The sequence below is a fragment of the Mesorhizobium sp. P3_A10 genome (assembly GCF_056403175.1).
This window is the reverse complement of sequence record NZ_JBFUFZ010000002.1, coordinates 1,052,534-1,068,606: the sequence shown is the minus strand read 5'-3', so window position 1 is coordinate 1,068,606 and position 16,073 is coordinate 1,052,534. Positions and strand designations below refer to the sequence as shown.

The window sequence follows — 16,073 nt, the reverse complement described above, 5'->3', positions numbered from 1 at the left end:
GGGCTGACGCCAATGACCACCGACACCAATGAAAAGCAGCCTTTCAACCTTTCGCGCTGGGCCATCGGCCATCCCTCCATCGCGCGCTTTCTGTTCGGTCTGATCATCATTGCCGGTGCACTCGGCCTGATGCGCATGGGCCAGAAGGAAGACCCGGATTTCACCTTCCGCGTCATGGTCGTCCAGGCAATCTGGCCGGGCTCCTCGATCCAGGAGATGGAGGACCAGGTCGTCAACAAGATCGAGCGCAAGCTGCAGGAGACGCCGCATCTCGATTTCGTCCGCTCCTATACGCGCGCCGGCAGCGCCATCATCACCTTGCAGGTCAAGGGTGACACCAATCCGGCGCAGGTCGCCGACGCTTTCTACCAGGTGCGCAAGAAGGTCGGCGACATCGCCAGTGAACTGCCGCAGGGGCTGCTCGGGCCTTACTTCAACGATGAGTTCGGCGACACGTTCATCACGCTGCACTCGATCAGCGGCGATGGCTACAGCTATCCGGAGCTGAAGAAATTCGCCATCCAGGCGCGCGACATGCTGCTGACGACGCCGGGCGTCGAGAAGGCGGTCATCATCGGCGACCAGCCGGAAAAAATCTATATCGACGTGTCGTCGAAGGCGCTTGCCGAGCGCGGCCTGACGCTGACCGACCTGCAGAATGCGATCAAGGGCCAGAACAATGTCGATCCGGCGGGCTCGGTCGACACCGGTCTGCGTTCGGTTCGCATCTCGGTTGAAGGCGACGTGACCAAGGCGGCCGACATCAGGGAATTGCGCCTGCGCGCCGGCGGCCAGGTGACGCGTCTCGGCGACATCGCCACCGTGACCTCCGGCCTCGAGGATCCCTATCAGCGCAAATATCGCTTCAACGGCCACGAGAGCGTCCAGCTTGGCGTCGTCATGGCCAGGGGCTTCAACGTCACCGATGTCGGCACCGACGTCGAGGCGACCTACAAGCATTTCGAAGAGGCGTTGCCCTACGGCGTTTCGGTCGACCAGATTTCCGACCAGCCGGAAGTCGTCCGCGATGCCGTGAAGGAGTTCATGGAGGCGCTGGGCGAAGCGCTGCTGATCGTGCTTGCCGTCTCGCTGCTGTCGATCGGCTGGCGCTCCGGCCTGGTCATCGCCATCGCTATACCGCTGGTTCTCGCCGCCACCTTCGCCATCATGTACGAGCTCGGCATCGACCTGCAGCGCATTTCGCTCGGCGCGCTGATCATTGCGCTCGGCCTACTGGTCGATGACGCGATGATCGTCGTCGAGATGATGGAGCGCAAGCTCGAGGAAGGGCTGGTCAAGATCGACGCGGCGAGCTTCGCTTACTCGTCGACCGCCTTCCCGATGCTGACCGGCACGCTGATCACCACCGCCGGTTTCATTCCTGTCGGCTTCGCCGCCTCGACGGCCGGCGAATATGTCCGCACGCTGTTCTACGTCGTCGGCATCGCGCTGGTCGTGTCCTGGTTCGTGGCGGTCTATTTCACGCCATGGCTCGGCTACATGATCCTCAAGCAGCGCAAGCATGCCGGCAATCATCACGATGCCTTCGACACCGGCTTCTACCGGCGGCTGCGCGGCACGGTCGGCTGGGCCGTGCGCCACCGCATCATCGTGCTGGTGATGACACTGATGACCTTTGCCACCAGCTTGTGGGCATTCCAGTTCATCCCGCAGAATTTCTTCCCGCAATCGTCGCGTCCGGAAATCCTTGTCGACCTCTGGCTGCCGGAAGGCACCTCGATCAAGGAGGTGGAGACGCAGGCCAAGGCGCTGGAAGCCAAGATGATGGGCGACACCGACAAGCGCTTCATCGCCACCTATATCGGCGAAGGCGCACCGCGCTTCTTCCTGCCGCTCGACCAGCAGCTGCGCAATCCGAACTTCGCCCAGCTTCTGGTGATGGCCAATGACGAGCCAGCCCGCGAGCGGCTGATCGTCAAGCTGCGCACCATTCTGGCGGAAGATTTTCCGTCGATCCGCGGCAAGGTCGACCGTCTCTTCCTCGGCCCTCCCACAGGCTGGCCGGTGCAGATGCGCGTCATGGGCCCGGATCGCCAGGAGGTGCGCCGCATCGCCGACCAGGTGAAGGCGAAATTCGCGGAAAATCCGCTGCTCGGCGCTATTCATGACGACTGGCTGGAGCCGGTGCCGGCGATGAAGCTGGTCATCGACCAGGATCGCGCCCGTGCCCTCGGCGTCACCTCGCAGCGCATTCGCCAGATGCTGCAGGCAACCATGTCGGGCGCGCCGCTCGATGATTTCCGCGACGGCGAGGAGACGGTGTCCATCGTCGCCCGCGAACCGGATGCAAGCCGCAGCCTGCTGTCCTCGGTCGACTCGATCTCCATCCCGACCGATTTCGGCGGCTTCGTGCCGCTGTCGCAGGTGGCCAAGGTCGTCCCGGTGCTGGAGCAGGGCGTCGAATGGCGGCGCGACCGCCTGCCGACCATCTCGGTGCGCGCCACGCTGCCGGATGGCGTGCAGTCGAACGACGTCGTCACCAAACTGTACAACGACATAAAGGGCCTGCGCGACGGCCTCGCCCCCGGCTACAAGGTCGAGATCCAGGGCGGCGCCGAGGATTCGGCGGAAAGCCAGGCTTCGATCGCCGCCAAGGCGCCGATCATGCTGGCCATCATCGTCGTGCTGTTGATGATCCAGCTGCAGCATTTCGGCAAGGCGATGCTGGTGCTGGCCACCGGCCCGCTCGGCATCATCGGGGCTGCCGCCGCACTTCTGATCAGCGGCGCGCCGTTCGGCTTCGTCGCCATCCTCGGCGTCATCGCCCTGCTTGGCATCATCATGCGCAACTCGATCATCCTGGTCGATCAGATCGACCAGGACATCGCCAGAGGCATGGAACGCTCGGAGGCCATCATCGGCTCGGCCGTGCGCCGTTTCCGGCCGATCGTGCTGACGGCGATGACGGCGGTGCTGGCGCTGATCCCGATCTCGCGCGCCGTGTTCTGGGGCCCGCTCGCCTACGCCATGATGGGCGGCATCCTGGTTGCCACCGTGCTGACCATCCTTGTCCTGCCGGCAGGCTACGCGCTGTTCTTCGGCCGCGAGCCCAAGAAGGCTGCGTCCACCGAACAGGCGGTCGAGGCCGAGCCGGTACAGGACAACGAAGCGCCGCAACTGGCCCTGGCAGCCGAGTGATCCTTGCTGGCGCATAGGATGCGCCGGTCAAAAAATGCTAGAACGCCGTACGTTTGACGTGCGGCGTTCTGGCTTTCTCCATCGCGGGCGGCCATGTACCGGCCTGTCGCGAGGAGGAAGATCATGACCCTGGCCCAGACCTCGATCGCCCTGCGCTATCAGCTCGATGGACGCCATCGCCAGATGTTCATCGATGGCGCCTGGGTCGATGCCCGTTCAGGCCTGACCATGGAGACCCGCAATCCGGCCACAGGCGCGGTTCTCGCCACGGTGCCGCGCGGCGATCGCCACGACATCGACCTCGCCGTCGCGGCAGCGCGAAAAGCCTTCGACGGACCATGGAGCCGCTTCAAGCCCTATGAGCGGCAGGTGCTGCTGCTGAAGATTGCCGACCTCTTCGAAAAGCATTGGGAAGAGATCAGCCGCTCCGACACGTCAGATATGGGCATGCCGATCGTGCGCACCCGCGCCAACCGCAACCGCGTCATCGGCATGCTGCGTTACTACGCCGGCATGGCCACCGCGCTGCATGGCGAGACCATCGAGAACTCGCTGCCCGGCGAAGTCGTCTCCTTCACCCGCAAGGAGCCGGTCGGCGTCGTCGGCGCCATCATCCCGTGGAACGCGCCGACTGCAGCCTCGATCTGGAAGATCGGTCCGGCGCTGGCCACTGGCTGCACCATCGTGCTGAAACCGTCGGAAGAAGCGCCGCTGACGCCGCTGCTGATCGCCGACATCATGAACGAGGCCGGCGTTCCCCAAGGCGTCGTCAACATCGTCACCGGCACCGGCGCCGAGGCGGGTGCCGCCCTTGCCGAGCATATGGGCGTCGATAAGATCGTCTTCACCGGCTCGACCGCGACCGGCCAGTCGATCATCCGGGCCTCGGCCGGCAACCTCAAGCGCGTCTCGCTGGAACTCGGCGGCAAGTCGCCGGTCATCGTCTGCGCCGATGCTGATCTCGACAAAGCGGTGCCGGTGGCGGCGATGTCGGTGTTCGCCAATTCCGGCCAGATCTGCATCGCCGGCTCGCGCCTGTTCGTAGAGCGCTCGATCCATGACGAGTTCGTCGCGCGGCTGGCCGCCTACGCCAAGGGTCTCAGGATCGGCGACGGCATCGACCCGGCAACCGAGATCGGTCCGCTCGTGTCGGAGAAACAGCTGCAACGGGTCACCGGTTATCTCGAGGCCGGCACGGCCGAAGGCGCGACGCTGGTCACCGGCGGTGCCCGCCTCACCGAAGGCGCACTCGCCGCCGGCAATTTCATCGCGCCGACGGTGTTTGCCGGCGTTTCCGACGGCATGACGATCGCCCGCGAGGAAATCTTTGGGCCGGTCATTTCGGCGCTGCCCTTCGACACGCTGGAGGAAGCGGTCGAGCGGGCCAACAACACACCCTACGGCCTTGCCGCCGGCGTGTTCACCCAGAACGTCGCCACCGCGCACCAGCTGTCGCGAAAGATCCGCGCCGGCTCGGTCTGGGTCAACACCTATCACGCCATCGATCCGGCGGTGCCCTTCGGCGGCTACAAGATGAGCGGCTACGGTCGCGAGGGCGGCGCCGAGCACCTCGACGAATATCTCAACACCAAGGGCGTGTTCATCAAGATAGATTGAACAGCCACCCATACGAATATGCTCAGCAGTAAGGGTTTTGCGAAACGGAATTCCTTTCCAGCACGGCAAAGCCGTCCGATCCTGCATCGATATCGGAGCGGTAGAGCTCGTCCACATCAGGTGATCATCCCATGGCAGATAACAGGCAGTTGCGGCTCGGCGCCTTCATGCGGCCCGTCAGTCTTCACACCGGCGCCTGGCGCTACCCGGGCGCCTATCCCGACGCCAACTTCAACTTCGCGCATCTCAAACGTTTCGCGCAGACGCTGGAGGCGGCCAAGTTCGATGCCTTCTTCATGGCAGATCATCTGGCCGTGCTCAACATGCCGATCGAGGCGCTGCGGCGCAGCCACACGGTGACGTCGTTCGAGCCGTTCACGCTGCTGTCGGCGCTCGCCGCCGTGACCGATCACATCGGCCTGGTTGCCACCGCCTCGACGACCTTCGACGCGCCGTATCACATCGCCCGCCGTTTCGCCTCGCTGGACCATATCAGCGGCGGCCGCGCCGGCTGGAACATCGTCACGACGTCCAACCCGGATGCTGCGCTGAATTTCGGCCTCGACGAGCATGTCGAGCATGACGAGCGCTATCAGCGGGCGCGCGAATTCTACGATGTCGTCACCGGCCTGTGGGACAGCTTTGCCGACGACGCCTTCATCCGCGACGCCGAAAGCGGGCTCTATTTCGATCCGGAGAGGCTGCATGTGCTCGACCACAAGGGCGAGCATCTCTCGGTGCGCGGCCCCCTGAACATCGCGCGGCCGGTGCAGGGCTGGCCGGTCATCGTGCAGGCCGGTGCATCGGAGGCGGGACGGCAACTGGCGGCGGAGACGGCCGAAGTCATTTTCGCCGCCCACGCCGATCTCGCGGCGGGGCAGCGCTTCTTTACCGACGTCAAGGGCCGCGCGCAAAAGCTCGGCCGCTCGCGCGACGACATCAAGATACTGCCCGGCGCCTTTGTCATCGTCGGCGACAGCATCGAGGAGGCGCAGGCCAAGCGCGCGAAGCTCGACAGCCTGGTCTACTACGAGAGCGGCATTGCCTCGCTGTCGATCGCGCTCGGCCACGATGCGTCGGGTTTCAATCCGGACGCAGCGCTGCCCGAGATACCCGAGACCAACGCCTCGAAGAGCAGCCGCGAGCGCATCATCGAACTCGCGCGGACCGAGAACCTCACCGTCCGCCAACTGGCGCAGCGGCTGGGCGGCTATTCCGGTCTCGCTTTCGTCGGCACGCCGAAGACGATCGCCGACGAGATGGAAGAGTGGCTGGTCACCGAGGGCTCCGACGGGTTCAACATCATGTTTCCCTATCTGCCCGCCGGCCTCGACGACTTCGCCGAAAAAGTAGTGCCGGAACTGCAGCGGCGAGGGCTCTTCCGACGCGAATATGAGGGCAGGACCTTGCGCGAGAACCTCGGCCTGAAGCGGCCGCCGAACCGGTTCTTCGAAGGCTCCAAAGCGGTGATCCGCAAGGCTGGCTGACTTTCAACGAAACCCATTGTCAGGCATTCTGAATGGCCACGCCCCTGTACGGGCGTGGGCCATCCCGCCCTATTTGGTCTTGTCCGTGCCAAAATGCGCGAAGCGGGATTGCGCGTTAAATCGCCTTGTTGTACGAACGTTCAACAAGGCGATTTAACGAGTACCTGCCGTGGTACGAACCGAGTTCCCCTTTGCCGTCGAAACCGTCGATCCGCTGTGGATCACGCTGGCTGACGGCACGCGCATCGCAGCGACTTTGTGGCGTCCACGCACCGACGCCAAGGTGCCGGTGGTCGTCGAGATGGTGCCGTATCGCCGCCGCGACGGCACAGTAGCGCGAGATCTCGACATCCATCCCTGGCTTGCCGGGCACGGCATCGCCTGCGCCCGCATCGATATCAGGGGCTCGGGCGATTCCGATGGCGACCTGGCCGACGAATATCTGCCGCGCGAACAGCTGGACGCCTGCGAGATCATTGCCCATCTGGCGGCACTGCCCTGGTGCAACGGCAATGTCGGCATGACCGGCATTTCCTGGGGCGGTTTCAACGCACTGCAGGTCGCGGCACTCCGACCGCCGGCCTTGAAGGCGATCATCGCCAACTGCGCCACTGACGACCGCTATGCCGACGATATCCACTATATGGGCGGCGCGCTGCTGACCGAGCAGGAGATGTGGTCGAACTTCATGCTGGTGAAGAAGGCGATGGCGCCCGACCCGCAGATCGTCGGGGATGCCTGGCGCGCCATGTGGGAAAGCCGTCTTGCCGCAACAAGCTCGCTGTCGGAAATCTGGCTCGCGCATCAGCGCCGCGACGATTACTGGCGGCAAGGTTCGGTCTGCGAAGATCACGCCGCGATCGAATGCGCGGTCATGGCCGTCTGCGGCTGGGAGGACAGCTACTCCAATTTCGTGCCGCGCCTGCTCGAACATCTGCCGGGGCCGAAGCTCGGCATTGTCGGCCCGTGGTCGCATGCCTATCCCTGCCGCGGCGCGCCGGGGCCGCTGATCGGCTATCTCCAGGAGGCGCTGCGCTGGTGGCGTCATTGGCTCGTCGGCGAAGACACCGGCATCATGGACGAGCCGCTCTACCGCGTCTGGATCACCGGCGAGGAACGGCCACAACCTTATTATCTCCCTGACCATGCCGGTAGTTGGGCCGCAGAGGATCAGTGGCCGTCGCCGCGCATCGAGCGCCGCGCGCTGCATCTCAACGCCGCCGGGTTGGGCAGCAAAGCGGTGCCCGGCGCGACGCTTTCCGTCCGCTCCCCCGCCAACGCCGGGCGCGACTGCGGCCGCTGGGGCGGCTATGGTGGCTCTTGTCCTGATATGCCCATTGACCAGCGCCGCGAGGACGGCATGGCGCTGTGCTTTGACACGCCGCCGCTGGACGACGACCTGACCTTGCTCGGCGCAGCGGAACTGGACCTGCTCGTCAGCGTCGACCAGCCGCATGTCAATCTCGCCGCCCGGCTTTGCGATGTCTATCCCAACGGCACCTCGGCGCTGATGACCTATGGCGTGCTCAACCTCAGCCACCGCGACAGCCACGAGCATCCGACGCCATGCCCGGTCGCAACACCGTTTCGCGTGCGGCTGAAGCTCAACGATTTCGCCCGCACTGTGCCCAAGGGGCATCGCATCCGGCTGGCGCTCGCCAACCAGCACTGGCCGATCCTGTGGCCGCAGCCGACACTGTCGACCCTGTCGGTGGCGAGCGGCGACAGCAGGATCATGCTGCCGGTGCGCTCGCCGTCAGAACGCGACCGCGACGTGCGCTTCGAGCCGGCCGAAACCGCGCCGCCAGTGCCCACCACGACCTTCGACGACGGCTTCGACCGCCGCATCGTCACCGAGGATGTCGGTTCGGGCGTGCAAACTATCGCGCTGACCTCCGACCATGGCCGCAGGCGCTATGACGACCGCGGCATCACCGTGTCCTCGGCCAACGGCGACACGATGAGCATCCGCACCGACGATCCGCTGTCGGCGAAACTTGTCACCGAATATCACTGGGCCATCGCCAGCGCCGACGCCGACACCGAGGCGATGGCGGTCACCGAGCTGACGGCTGACGAAACCCATTTCAATTTGAGCTGGCGGCTCGAAGCGCGAGAACGGGGCACGCTGGTCCACAGCGCCTCGGCAACGCGGCGCATCAGGCGCGATTTCGCCTGAGGAGGGGAGGCAGACCATGCTTGCATATGCAGTGAAGCGCATCGGTCTCGGCCTCCTGATCCTCGTCTTCGTCATGGTCGCCATGTATGCGGCGGTCTTCCTCGTACCCGGCGATCCGGCGAGCGTCGCGCTCGGGCCACGTGCCACGCCGGAATTGAAAAAACTGCTGATCGACCGCATGGGGCTCGACCAGCCGGTCTGGTGGCAGATCGTCGAATTCTTCCGCAACGCGCTGACCGGCAATCTCGGCTACGACGTCTGGTCGAACCGGCCGGTTTCCACCCTGGTCATGGAGGCGCTGCCGAACACACTGATCCTCGGCCTGACCGCGCTCACCGTCGCCCTTGTCATAGGCGTTCCGCTCGGCTGTCTCTCGGTGATGCGGCGCGGCACACTTGCCGATGCCGTCATCGGCGTCCTCTCCGTCGGCGTCATCGCCGTGCCGTCCTTTGTCGTCGCCATCTATTCGCTGCTGCTCTTTGCCGTCACTTTGCGCTGGCTGCCGGCCATCGGCGCCGGCGAGGCCGGTGACATCGTCAGCCAGGCCAAGGCGCTGGTGCTGCCGGCCGCGGCCATCGCGCTCGGTTGGATCGGCTACATCGCCCGCATGGTGCGCGCCTCGATGATGGAGGTGATGGGCGAGCCGCACATCCGCACCGCGCGCTCGTTTGGTTTGCCTGAATGGAAGATCGTTTCCAAATACGCGCTGCGCATCGCCATCATCCCGACCATCTCGCTGGTCGCCGTCGGCCTCGGCAGCATCCTGTCCAGCGCCGTCTTCGTCGAAGCGGTGTTCGCCCGGCCCGGCATCGGCAAATTGATCACCGATGCCGTCAACACCCGCAACTATCCCGTCGTCATGGGCACGGTGCTGATCATGACCGCCATCTACGTTTCCATCACTATTGCCGCCGATCTGCTGATCGCGCGGCTCGATCCGAGGGTGCGCGATGTCTTCCGTGGCTGACGTCTCGCTCTCCATACCGGACCGACAACGGTTTCCGCTGCTGCGTGCGCTGCTTGCCGATCCGTTCACCTGCGTCGCCCTGATCCTGGTCACCAGCTTCCTGATCACCGCCACCTTCGCGCCATGGCTGGCGCCCTATTCACCGATCAAGATCGACGTGCTGCACAAGCTGCAACCGCCATCTCTAGCCCATTGGTTCGGCACCGATCATCTCGGCCGCGATCTCCTGTCGCGTGTCATCTATGGTGCGCGCACGGCGTTGACCATCGCCATGGTGTCGGTGGCCATTGCCGGCGCCATCGGCCTGCTGCTCGGGCTGATCGCCGGCTACGGCCCGCGCTGGCTCGACGCCATTCTGGTGCTGACCTTCGACAGCCTGAATTCGCTGCCGATGATCATGTTCGCTCTCGCCATCATCACCGTGCTCGGCGCCGGCACCGGCACGCTGATCATCGTCATCGCCGCGACCTCGTTTCCGAGCTACGCCAGGCTGATCCGGGCGCAGACGCTGGCGCTGAAGAACAGCGATTACATCCTCGCCGAGCGCCTGCTCGACGCCAGCGCGGCGCGCATCATCTTCATCCACCTTCTGCCCAATGTCGTTGGGCCGTTGATCATCCTTTTGTCGATGGACATCCCGGTCGTTATCATGGTCGAGGCGGGCCTGAGCTTCCTCGGCCTCGGCGTCCGGCCGCCGACGCCGTCCTGGGGCTCGATCCTCTATGACGGCTACACCTCGATCCGCTCGGCACCGTTCATGGTCATCTTCGGCGGCCTGCCTTTGGTGCTGGCAACGCTCGGCTTCACTTTCCTCGGCGAAGGCCTGCGCGACTATCTCGACCCGCGCCTGCAGTTGCGGAGGCCGGCATGACCGGCTCGCTTTCCGCCATCGATCTCAGCGTCCGCTATGAGACGCCGCATGGCGCGGTGCATGCACTGCGCCATGTCGACATCGAAGCGCATCCCGGCGAGGTGATCGGCATTGTCGGCGAGAGCGGCTGCGGCAAGTCCACGCTGGTCACCGCTTTGGCCAATTTGTTGCCGGCCAACGCCCGCATCGACGGCTCGATCAGCTATAACGGCGTCGACCTGGCAAAACTCGACGCGCATCGCCAGCGCCTGCTGCGCGGCGACGAGATCGCGCTGGTCAGCCAGGATCCGATGACCGCCTTCAACCCGGTGCTGACCATCGGCGACCAACTGGTCGATTTCCAGCACCACCGCAAGGATCTCGGCCGCGCCGAGAAGAAGGCGCGCATCGCCGCCATGCTCGGCCGTGTCGGCATCTCGGACGCGGAACGGCGCATGAACAGCTATCCGCACGAACTGTCGGGCGGCATGCGCCAGCGTGTTGCGATCGCCGCGGCACTGCTGACCGATCCCGGCCTGCTCATCGCCGACGAGCCGACGACGGCGCTCGACGTCACCATGGAGGCGCAGATCATTCATCTGCTGCGCGAACTCCGGCGCGAATACAACGGCATCATCATCGTCGTCTCGCACCATCTCGGCGTCATCGCCGAGCTCTGCGACCGCGTCTATGTCATGTATGCCGGCGAGGTGGTCGAGGGCGGCGAGGTCGACGCCATCTTCCACGACGCGAGGCATCCTTACACGCAAGCGTTGCTCGCCTGCGATCCAGCCCGCTTTCATGAAAAACTGGACCGGCTGCCGACCATTCCCGGCACTTTGCCCAACCTGACGCAGCCACCCTCCGGATGCGTCTACGCGCCGCGCTGCCATCGCGCCTTCGCGCCATGCGGCTCGGTTTCGCCGCCACTGGTGAAGCTCTCCGCCTCGCATGTTGCGCGCTGCCATGCGGTGGCGCCATGAGCCCGCTGCTCGCCGTCGAGGATCTGTCGGTCAGCTTCACCAGGGGCGGCTTGCTCAACCGGTTGATCAATCCGTTCCCGTTGCCAGGCTTCAACGTCATCGACGGGGTGACGCTGTCGCTGCTGCCGGGCGAAACGCTCGGGCTGGTCGGCGAATCCGGTTCCGGCAAGACCACGCTCGCGCGCACCATCCTCGGCCTTGTCCGCGCAGCCGCCGGCCGCATCACCTTCGAGGGCAGGGACGTGGCGACGCCGGCCGATTTCCGCGCCATGCGCCGGCGCTCGGCAATGATGTTCCAGGACCCTGTGGCGTCGCTCAGCCCACGCCTGCGCATCGGGACGCTGCTCACCGAACCGCAGCTCATTCAGGGCGTACCGATGCCGGATCGCCGCGCCGCGGCCAAGGCGTTGCTGGCGCTGGTCGGTTTGCCCGGCTCCTTCGTCGACCGTTTTCCGCATGAACTGTCCGGCGGCCAGGCGCGCCGCGTCGGCGTCGCCCGCGCCCTGGCGATGAAGCCGCATCTGCTGCTCGCCGACGAGCCGACCGCTGGGCTCGATGTCTCGGTGCAGGGCGATGTCCTGAACCTTATCGGCGAGCTGAAGCGCGAACTCGGTTTTGCCGCCATGATCGTCACCCACAATCTGGCGATGATCCGCCATGTCAGCGATCGCCTGGCCATCATGTATCTGGGACGGCTGGTCGAGACCGGGCCGACGCAGGAGGTGTTTTCGGCGCCGATGCATCCCTACACCGCGACGCTGATCCAGTCCGAGCCGATCCCCGACCCGCGCCGGCGCAGCCACGGCCCCGCCGTCAGCGGCGAAATTCCAAGCGTCTTCCGGCGACCCACGGGCTGCGAGTTTCATACGCGCTGCCCGATCGCTCAGCAGCGCTGCAAGGCCGAGGCGCCGGCCTATCGACAGATCGGCGCTGACCGGATGGTGCGATGTCATTTCCCGCTCGAGAGCGGCGGGCCACGAAACCAACCAAAGGGGAAACTGCCATGACACGATGGAACATCGACAGACGTGCATTCCTGAAAGCAGCCGGCGCGCTCGGCGTTGGCCTGGCGATGAGACCCGGCTTTGCCTGGTCGGCCGACGGCGACACGCTGCGCATACGCATGGACGGCGATCTGCAGACGCTCGACCCTGCCTTCATGATCGGCGGCATCGAGGACGTCATCATGCGCGGCATCTACGTGTCGCTGAACCGCCTCGGCGATCTCAGGGAAGGCTCGCCCTGGTCGCTCTGGGGTGCCGGGAAGCTGGAGCTGACCGACCCGAAGACCATTGCCTTCACCCTGATCGACGGGTTGAAATGGTCAAACGGCCTTGGCCCAGTCACATCAGAGGACGTGAAATTCTCCTATGAGCGCATAGCCGATCCAAAACTGTCGTCGCCCTGGGCCTACCAGTTCGAAAAGCTCGACCGCGTCGAAGTCGTCGATGCCAGGTCCGGCATCATCCATCTCAAGGACCCGTACCAGCCGATCTTCGTCACCAGCCTGCCTTACTATGGCGGCCACATCATCAGCCGCGCCGGCACTGAAAAGGCCGGCGGCAAATTCACCACCGAGCCGCCGGCGACCTGCGGCCCCTATCTTTTCAGCAAGTGGGAGCAGAAGCAGAAGGTGACGCTGACCGCCAACCCGGACTGGCCGGGGCCGAAGCCGGATTTCGGCAAGGTCGAGATCTACATCGTCGCCGACGATCAGGCGGCACAACTGGCCTATGAAGCCGATGCCTTCGACTACACCAAGATCGCCATTTCGGCGACCAAGGCGGTCAAGGCCAGCCCGCCCGCCAATACCGCGGTGATCGAGGCGCAGTCGACGCGCTATGTCTGGCTGACCATCAACATGCTGAGCCCACGCCTCAAGGAGCTCAAGGTGCGGCAAGCCGTGCAGTATGGCGTCGATGTCGGCCAGATACTTACCGGTGTCTATGACGACCTCACCAAGCGCTCCACCGGCGTCGTCCAGCCCGGCACCAAATTCGCCCGCGCCAGCAATCTGATCGCGGCGCCCGACTACGAAAAATCCGCCGCACTGCTCAAAGAAGCCGGCGTCAGCGACCTGTCGCTGACCTTGACGGTGATGAACGACTCCATCCGCACCGCGACCGCGCAGATCATTCAGGCCAGCCTCGAACAGGCCGGCATCAAGGTCGAGATCCAGCCTTACGACGAAGCCGCCTTCTGGGGCGTCGGCGACAAGACGCAAGGCGACGGCTACAAGAACATCGACCTTGCGCTGATGGACTTCGCCGGTGGTGTCGACCCGTCCGAAAACCTGGTCTGGTTCCGCCCCGACCAGATCGGCGCCTACAACTGGTCCGGCTTCGACAGTCCTGAATTCGAGACCAGCTACCAGCAATTGGTGGCCGAAAGCGATCAGGCCAAGCGCGTCGCCCTTTCCAACCGGATGGAGGACCTGATGGAGCAGTCCGGCGGCTTCGTCTTCATCTGCCACCAGCCGCTGGTCGTCATCCACAAGACCAGTTTCGAACCGGTGATCTATCCCGACGGCCACCCCAACCCCGTGCTGTTCAAGAAGAAGGTCTAGTCGCCGCCGTGGACAGTTTGACGGCAATCGATTAGCTGGTTGCATGACGCAAGCCGAACCAGCAATTGCCAAAAGGAAGCGCGGCGCCAAGAAATCGCCGCCGCGCTTCAGCCGCGAACAGCCGGATGTGCGTCGCGCCATGCTGATCGAGGCGGCGACGCGGTGCCTGTCGGTTGGCGGCATCGGCGCCTTCACCGTCGATCGCATCTGCAAGGAGGCCGGCGTCTCGCGCGGCCTGATCAACCACCATTTCGAAGGTCGTGACGGGCTGCTGGTCGAAGTCTACAAATCCTCGCTCTATGCCAGCGTCAACAACCAGATCGCCGAGGCCAAGCGCCGCCGCGCCGAGAAATCCGACTGGCCGCCCGAGGCGTCGCTGGCCGCTCTGGTCCAGTCCAATTTCTCGCCCGATTATTTCAGCCGCGACAACCTTCTGATCTGGCTGTCGCTCTGGGGTGAGATCGCCGTCAACCCACGGCTCAAGGCAGCGCATCGCGAACTCTACGACGCCTACCGGGCTGAACTCGCCGAGGACATATCGGCGGTCGCCACGCCGCGCGGCAGGGATGTCGATGCGCCGGCGCTGGCGCGCAATTTCATCGCCCTGGTCGACGGGCTCTGGCTCGAATGGTGCCTCGACGAAAGCGTCGTGACACCGCAGGCAGCAGAAGCCGCCGGCTTCGAGATGCTCGAGGCCCAGGTCGGCCCGTTGCGCGGCGTCTAGTTCAGCGGCGAACCGCCCTCGCGCTTGCGGCGCTCCATATAGTCGCGCAGCGCTTCGTCGATGCCGGGATCGATCGGTGGCTGCTCGTATTCGCCGACCATGCGCTTCCACACGACATTGGCCCTTTCACGCGCTGTCGCCTGACCCCGTTCGACCCAGGTGTCGTAATTGTCCCAGTTGGAGACCAGCGGCGAATAGAACGCGCGCTCGTAGCGCTGCATCGTGTGCGCCGCGCCGAAGAAATGCCCGGCTGGTCCGACCTCGCGCACCGCTTCCAGCGCCAGCGTGTCGATATCGACCACCGGCGGATCGAAATAGGCCGACATCATCTGCAGCATCTCGGCATCGATGACCAGTTTCTCGAACGATGCGGTGAGCCCGCCGCCGAGCCAGCCCGCGGCATGCAACACCAGATTGGCGCCGCCCATCAGGCAGCCCCACAGCGACATGGCGCTTTCATAGGCCGCCTGCGCGTCGACCGAATTGGCGGCGGTGACATTGCTGGAGCGGAACGGCACGCCGATCAGCCGGCAGAGCTGCCCGGTGATCTGCGCGGCCTGCGTGTATTCGGGCGTGCCGAAGGCCGGCGCCCCGGTCTTCATGTCGACATTGGAGGTGAAGCCGCCATACATCACCGGCACGCCGGGGCGCACGATCTGGGTCAGCACGATGCCGGCCAGCGCCTCGGCATGCTGCTGTGACAGCGCTCCGGCGAGCGTCACCGGGCTCATCGCGCCGGCCAGCGTGAACGGCGTGATGACATTGACCTGGCCATGCGTGGCCAGCGCGATCAGGCCTTCGGCCATCGGTTCGTCGAGCTGCAGCGGCGAGTTGGTGTTGATGATGCCGGTGAAGACAGGCATCTCCTGGGCGAGGTTTTCGCGCGTCGTGCCGAGCGAAATCGCCACCATCTCCAGCGCGTCGATGGCGCGACCCTGACCAAGGGTTTGCGGCTGCCAGTTCTTGTCGAGCAATGTGATCTCGGCATAGTAGAGGTCGAGGTGGCGCGTGTTCTGGTGCAGGTCGAGCGGCTCGAACGGCCCGCCGCCTTCCTGGTGCAGCACGTTGAACGACTGGATGAGTTTCAAATAGTCGCACATCTCGGCATAGGTGCCGGGGCGGCGGCCGCGATCATTGTCCATGACATAGGCGGGGCCGCCGACCGACGACAGGATGCAGTGTTTTCCACCGACCTTGACGTTCTTCTCAGGATTGCGGGCGCGCAACTCGAACGATGAGGGCGCCATGGCGACGCGCTCCATCACCATGGCGCGGTCGAAGCGCACCCGCATCTCGCCTTCGTCGACATCGCAGCCGGCCGAGCGATAGAACTGGCGCGCCCGCGGCTGCAGCACGCGCATGCCGATCTCCTCGAGGATGGTCAGGCCCATCTCGTGGATCGTCTGCACCTGGTCGGCGGAGAGAATCTCGATCGGCGCGTAAGGCCGCGTCAGCTGCTTCCATGGCCGCTGTTCGATGCCGCCGATCTCGCGTTGCGGGCGGCCGGGTCTGCGACGTGCCGTGATGCGCTCCATGACCTT

11 protein-coding genes are annotated in these 16,073 nt (G+C 64.9%); 10 read left to right on the top strand and 1 reads right to left on the bottom strand.

Translation table 11 applies throughout. The features are described 5' to 3' along the window. The first annotated feature begins 12 nt into the window (after window positions 1-12). From AC1DXU_RS11965 to AC1DXU_RS11920, 10 genes are all read left to right on the top strand, one after another. Window positions 13-3,159: an efflux RND transporter permease subunit gene (locus tag AC1DXU_RS11965; RefSeq protein WP_477368466.1), complete on the top strand. Its 3,147-nt coding sequence runs from the start codon at window positions 13-15 to the stop codon at window positions 3,157-3,159. 123 nt (window positions 3,160-3,282) lie between these two features. After that, on the top strand, window positions 3,283-4,776 hold the full coding sequence (locus AC1DXU_RS11960) for an aldehyde dehydrogenase family protein (RefSeq protein ID WP_477368463.1): 1,494 nt from the start codon (window positions 3,283-3,285) through the stop codon (window positions 4,774-4,776). Window positions 4,777-4,907: 131 nt separating this feature from the next. Then, window positions 4,908-6,263: an LLM class flavin-dependent oxidoreductase gene (locus tag AC1DXU_RS11955; RefSeq protein WP_477368460.1), complete on the top strand. Its 1,356-nt coding sequence runs from the start codon at window positions 4,908-4,910 to the stop codon at window positions 6,261-6,263. Between the two features lie 169 nt (window positions 6,264-6,432). After that, window positions 6,433-8,442, top strand: a complete 2,010-nt coding sequence (locus AC1DXU_RS11950; RefSeq protein ID WP_477315713.1) for a CocE/NonD family hydrolase — start codon at window positions 6,433-6,435, stop codon at window positions 8,440-8,442. Window positions 8,443-8,458: 16 nt separating this feature from the next. Beyond that, on the top strand, window positions 8,459-9,409 hold the full coding sequence (locus AC1DXU_RS11945) for an ABC transporter permease (protein ID WP_477315715.1): 951 nt from the start codon (window positions 8,459-8,461) through the stop codon (window positions 9,407-9,409). Then, window positions 9,393-10,280, top strand: a complete 888-nt coding sequence (locus AC1DXU_RS11940) for an ABC transporter permease (RefSeq protein WP_477368457.1) — start codon at window positions 9,393-9,395, stop codon at window positions 10,278-10,280. The genes AC1DXU_RS11945 and AC1DXU_RS11940 overlap by 17 nt, the downstream gene beginning before the upstream one ends. After that, on the top strand, window positions 10,277-11,242 hold the full coding sequence (locus AC1DXU_RS11935; protein WP_477368454.1) for an ABC transporter ATP-binding protein: 966 nt from the start codon (window positions 10,277-10,279) through the stop codon (window positions 11,240-11,242). The genes AC1DXU_RS11940 and AC1DXU_RS11935 overlap by 4 nt, the downstream gene beginning before the upstream one ends. Further along, the gene (locus tag AC1DXU_RS11930) at window positions 11,239-12,249 is read left to right on the top strand and encodes an oligopeptide/dipeptide ABC transporter ATP-binding protein (protein ID WP_477368451.1); all 1,011 of its coding nucleotides are present in this window, start codon (window positions 11,239-11,241) and stop codon (window positions 12,247-12,249) included. Before AC1DXU_RS11935 ends, AC1DXU_RS11930 begins: the two co-directional genes overlap by 4 nt. Beyond that, window positions 12,246-13,808 carry an ABC transporter substrate-binding protein gene (locus AC1DXU_RS11925; protein WP_477368448.1) on the top strand — a complete coding sequence of 521 codons (1,563 nt, stop codon included), beginning with the start codon at window positions 12,246-12,248 and terminating at the stop codon, window positions 13,806-13,808. Before AC1DXU_RS11930 ends, AC1DXU_RS11925 begins: the two co-directional genes overlap by 4 nt. A gap of 43 nt (window positions 13,809-13,851) precedes the next feature. Beyond that, complete coding sequence (locus AC1DXU_RS11920) at window positions 13,852-14,532, top strand: TetR/AcrR family transcriptional regulator (RefSeq protein ID WP_477368445.1); 681 nt, start codon at window positions 13,852-13,854, stop codon at window positions 14,530-14,532. Here AC1DXU_RS11920 and AC1DXU_RS11915 read toward each other — a convergent pair. Then, entirely contained in the window at window positions 14,529-16,067 is a 1,539-nt protein-coding gene (locus tag AC1DXU_RS11915) for a trimethylamine methyltransferase family protein (protein ID WP_477368442.1), read from the bottom strand. The genes AC1DXU_RS11920 and AC1DXU_RS11915 overlap by 4 nt on opposite strands. Window positions 16,068-16,073: the final 6 nt, after the last annotated feature.